The sequence below is a fragment of the Cupriavidus necator genome (assembly GCF_040578825.1).
GTDB lineage: Bacteria > Pseudomonadota > Gammaproteobacteria > Burkholderiales > Burkholderiaceae > Cupriavidus > Cupriavidus necator_E.
Genome location: NZ_JBEFLI010000148.1, coordinates 1 through 4,544 on the forward strand (window position 1 = coordinate 1; position 4,544 = coordinate 4,544).

The following is a 4,544-nucleotide window of genomic DNA, read 5'->3' on the forward strand; positions in this document are numbered from 1 at the left end:
GAACTCTGAGGGGTTTCAGGTTTGGCGCACCAACCACGAAAAACAAGCAATCCTACATTGACGACTCTGCCGGTCGCTATCCCTCTGCATTGTCTTCGGAACAACGTTCCGCGAACATACAAGGGGAGCAAACAGGGGGCAAGAAATTACATTACTGGCAGGCTTCGCATTCTTCGAAGCCAGGATCACCCGGGCGCATCGTGCAGACCGCGCCTTCGGCTTCCGGCATCGCCGGGGCCAAAGCAGCCGCTGCGTCCAGTGCCGAGCCACCATCGCTACCCGACGACACCGCATTCAGCGAGCCGCGCGACACAGTCGACTTCTCCACGTGCGTGGCAGCCATCGTGCGCAGGTAGTACGTGGTCTTCAGGCCGCGCACCCACGCCAGCTTGTAGGTGTCATCCAGCTTCTTGCCCGACGCACCAGCCATGTAGATGTTCAGCGACTGGGCCTGGTCGATCCACTTCTGGCGGCGGCTGGCAGCCTCCACCAGCCACGTCGGCTCGACTTCAAACGCCGTGGCGTAGATGTCGCGCAGGTCTTGCGGAATACGGTCGATGCGCGACAGCGAGCCGTCGAAGTACTTCAGGTCGGCAACCATCACCTCGTCCCACAGGCCGCGTTCCTTCAGGTCGCGCACCAGGTAGTCATTGACCACGGTGAACTCGCCCGACAGGTTGGACTTGACGTACAGGTTCTGGAAGGTCGGCTCGATGCACGCGGACACGCCGATGATGTTCGAGATCGTGGCGGTCGGCGCGATCGCGATGCAGTTCGAATTGCGCATGCCGTGCTGCTTGATGCGGGCGCGCAGGCTGTCCCAGTCCATGGTGCTGGACAGGTCCACTTCCAGGTAGCCGCCGCGCTCTTCGGCCAGCAGCTTGAGCGAGTCTTGCGGCAGGATGCCGCGGTCCCACAGCGAGCCTTCATAGGTGCTGTAGCGGCCGCGCTCTTCGGCCAGCTCGGTCGAAGCCTGGTAGGCGTAGTAGCACACCGCTTCCATCGAGGTGTCGGCGAACTGCACCGCGGCCTTGCTGGCGTACGGCGTGCGCAGCACGTGCAGGCAGTCCTGGAAGCCCATGATGCCCATGCCGACCGGTCGGTGGCGCAGGTTGGAATTGCGCGCCTTGTCCACCGCGTAGTAGTTGATGTCGATCACGTTGTCGAGCATGCGCATCGCGGTGCGGATGGTCTTCTGCAGCTTGGCGTGATCCAGCGCGTAGGTGCCATCGGCCTGCTTGGTTAGGTGGGCGACCAGGTTGACCGAGCCCAGGTTGCAGACGGCGATTTCGCTGTCGTTGGTGTTCAGCGTGATTTCCGTGCACAGGTTGGAGCTGTGCACGACGCCAACGTGCTGCTGCGGGCTGCGGATGTTGCAAGGATCCTTGAAGGTGATCCACGGGTGGCCGGTCTCGAACAACATGCCCAGCATCTTGCGCCACAGTTGCAGCGCCGGCAGCTTCTTGAACAGCTTCAGCTCGCCGCTGGCGGCCTTGGCTTCATAGCCCAGGTAGGCCTTCTCGAATTCCTTGCCGACCTTGTCGTGCAGGTCCGGGCAGGTGGCGGGCGAGAACAGCGTCCATTCGCCGCCTTCCATCACGCGCTTCATGAACAGGTCCGGGATCCAGTTGGCCGTGTTCATGTCGTGGGTGCGGCGGCGGTCGTCGCCGGTGTTCTTGCGCAGTTCCAGGAATTCTTCGATGTCCAGGTGCCATGTTTCCAGGTAGGCGCAGACGGCGCCCTTGCGCTTGCCGCCCTGGTTCACGGCCACGGCGGTGTCGTTCACCACCTTCAGGAACGGCACCACGCCTTGCGACTTGCCGTTGGTGCCCTTGATGTGCGAGCCGAGCGCGCGCACGTTGGTCCAGTCATTGCCCAGGCCGCCGGCGAACTTGGACAGCAGCGCGTTTTCCTTCAGCGCTTCGTAGATGCCTTCCAGGTCGTCCGACACGGTGGTCAGGTAGCACGACGACAGCTGCGAGCGGCGGGTGCCGGAGTTGAACAGCGTCGGCGTGGACGACATGAAGTCGAACGACGACAGCAGCTGGTAGAACTCGATGGCGCGCGCTTCACGGTCCTTCTCGTTGAGCGCCAGGCCCATGGCCACGCGCATGAAGAAGGCCTGCGGCATTTCGATGCGGGTCTCATCGATATGCAGGAAGTAGCGGTCGTACAGGGTCTGCAGGCCCAGGTAGTTGAACTGGAAGTCGCGCTGGGCGTCCAGCGCGGCGCCCAGGCGGGCCAGGTCGAAGGTGGCCAGCTTTTCGTCCAGCAGCTCGGCTTCGATGCCGCGGGCGATGAACTTGGGGAAGTACTCGGCGTAGCGCGCCGACATTTCCGACTGGGTCACTTCGGCGCCCAGGATTTCCTTGCGGATAGTGTGCAGCAGGATACGGGCGGTGACCTGGCTGTAGGCCGGGTCCTTCTCGATCAGGGTACGCGCGGCCAGGATGGCGGAGTCGTACACCTGCGTCATGGGCACGCCGTCGTACAGGTTCTTCAGGGTTTCCTTCAGGATCGGCTCGGCGCGGACGGCATCGCCCAGGCCACTGCAGGCGTTGTCGATCAGGGCATGCAGTGCGGCGATGTCCAGCACGTGCGTCACGCCACCGTCGGTCACGTTGACCGAGAAACCGCCTTCCTGCACGCGGGCCACGGCCTGCGCGCTGGCCTGAGCGCGTTCGTCCTTGCGCTTTTCGCGATAGAGCACGTAGGCGCGGGCCACTTCATGCTCGCCCGAGCGCATCAGCGCCAGTTCCACGTGATCCTGCACGTCTTCGATATGGAAGGTGCCGCCGTTGGGGCGGCTGCGCAGCAGTGCGCGCACCACGTTCTGGGTCAGTTGCTCGACCACTTCGCGCACGCGCGCGGAAGCGGCACCCTGCCCGCCGTTGACAGCGAGGAAGGCCTTGGTCATGGCCACGTTGATCTTGGACGGCTCGAAAGCCACCACAGCGCCATTGCGACGAATGATCTTGTGATCCGGGTAGTTCGTATTGGCGGCGTTGGCGGGGGTCTGCTGCGAGGTCGGTGCTGCGTGGGCAACGCCGGCGACACCCGTGGTGGTTTCGTTCTGGGCCGTTTGCATGAGAACTCCTGTTTTTACCCTGGAAATAAGAGACAAAAGAGTCCCTGGCGAAATGTGGCGGAAAGAACGTCCGCCCCGCTTGGGCGGGGCGTGGACAAACTGCCTTTGCGTGAACATTTCGCCAGGGACTCTTGTGATTCGCTGGCCTTGCGGAAGGTTTCCGGCGATGCCGCGCACTGCGCGACCGCCACCTCACACCTGGTCCGGCTCCCCGGTTTGACTACTAGATATAGTGGGTGCTGCTGAAAACTGGGCTAAGTATAGTGAAACGATTCCGAATGACCAGTCTTGACAACCGCTATTTCGGCGTCGGTGCCACGGATTGCGGCAACGCCACATGCCCGCAAGGCTAATACTCGCAAGGGTTTCCGCCAGACCGTTCGCAACCGCACATTTTTGAAAAAATTTTTTGATTGTTGTGACGCTGCGATAGCCCCACACCGACGTGGGGGCATCTGCGCCAGCACGGGGCGCACTGGCGTGGGGAAAAGACGTTATGAGTCAGTCACCCGACGCATCGGCGGAGGTCTCCGCCGGCGGGCAACGATACGGCAGCATATCCGGCGTCAATGACGCTTCCGTGGCAAAACGGGCCCAGTCGAAATGCGGGCCGGGGTCCGTCTTGCGGCCCGGCGCGATATCGCTGTGGCCGGCAATCGCCCGCACCGGGTAGGCAGCGAGCAGCGCCGGCACCAGCGCGGTCACGGTGTCGTACTGTGCCGGGGTGAACGGCAGGTCGTCGCAGCCCTCAATCTCGATGCCAATGGAGAAGTCGTTGCAGCGCGGGCGGCCGAAGAAGTCCGACTGCCCTGCGTGCCAGGCCCGCTGCGTGCACGGCACAAACTGCACCAGCTCGCCCTGGCGCGTCACCAGGAAGTGCGCAGACACCTGTACCTGGTGGATGGTGGCGAAGAACGGGTGCTTGTCCGGGTCGAGCCGGTTCTGGAAGAAGGCTTCGATATCGCCGCTGCCGAACTGGCCCGGCGGCAGGCTGATGTTGTGCAGCACCACCAGGTCGACCGGCGTGCCGGGCGGCCGTTCGTCGAAATTGGGCGACGGCACGCGGCGCGCGGCGGGGACCCAGCCGTCGGCGCCAGGCAGGTAGCGGCGGCTGCGCTCTGGCACCGCGGGCAGCGCTGGCGTGGCGGGCGTGGTCATGACGTGCCCTCTGGCGTGCTCTCGCCCGCCCCCTCGGTGGCGCCGCGGTCGGCGGCGTCCATGGCCTCGCGGATGCCGAGCTGCTGGATGCGGTAGCGGAGCTGGCGCAGGTTCAGGCCCAGCAGCGGCGCCGCGGCGGTGCGGTTGAAATTGGTCTGCGCCAGCGCCTGCAGGATCAGTTCGCGCTCCACGGCTTCGAGCCGCGCGGCCAGGTCGATCGGGAAGACGATGCCGCGGCAGGCGCGTTCGACGGGATCATCGGCGGCCTCGCTTTCCGGCTGGGGGTGGGGTTGGGGTT

At 64.2% G+C, this 4,544-nt stretch carries 3 protein-coding genes; all 3 read right to left on the reverse strand.

Annotation, left to right across the window (positions count from 1 at the left end):
- Window positions 1-151 precede the first annotated feature (151 nt).
- Entirely contained in the window at window positions 152-3,088 is a 2,937-nt protein-coding gene (locus AB1I47_RS33345; protein WP_354687918.1) for a ribonucleoside-diphosphate reductase subunit alpha, read from the reverse strand.
- A 501-nt stretch (window positions 3,089-3,589) separates the two neighbouring features.
- On the reverse strand, window positions 3,590-4,246 hold the full coding sequence (ampD, locus tag AB1I47_RS33350) for a 1,6-anhydro-N-acetylmuramyl-L-alanine amidase AmpD (RefSeq protein ID WP_354687919.1): 657 nt from the start codon (window positions 4,244-4,246) through the stop codon (window positions 3,590-3,592).
- Window positions 4,243-4,544, reverse strand: a 302-nt coding sequence (locus AB1I47_RS33355; protein ID WP_354687920.1) for a helix-turn-helix domain-containing protein, incomplete at its 5' end; no start/stop codon positions are given. The genes AB1I47_RS33355 and ampD, both read right to left, overlap by 4 nt.

Excerpts from the sequence above, each read along its gene's own strand:
- ampD (WP_354687919.1), bottom strand. The coding sequence starts at position 4,246 with ATGACCACGCCCGCCACGCCAGCGCTGCCCGCGGTGCCAGAGCGCAGC.
- AB1I47_RS33345 (WP_354687918.1), bottom strand. The coding sequence starts at position 3,088 with ATGCAAACGGCCCAGAACGAAACCACCACGGGTGTCGCCGGCGTTGCC.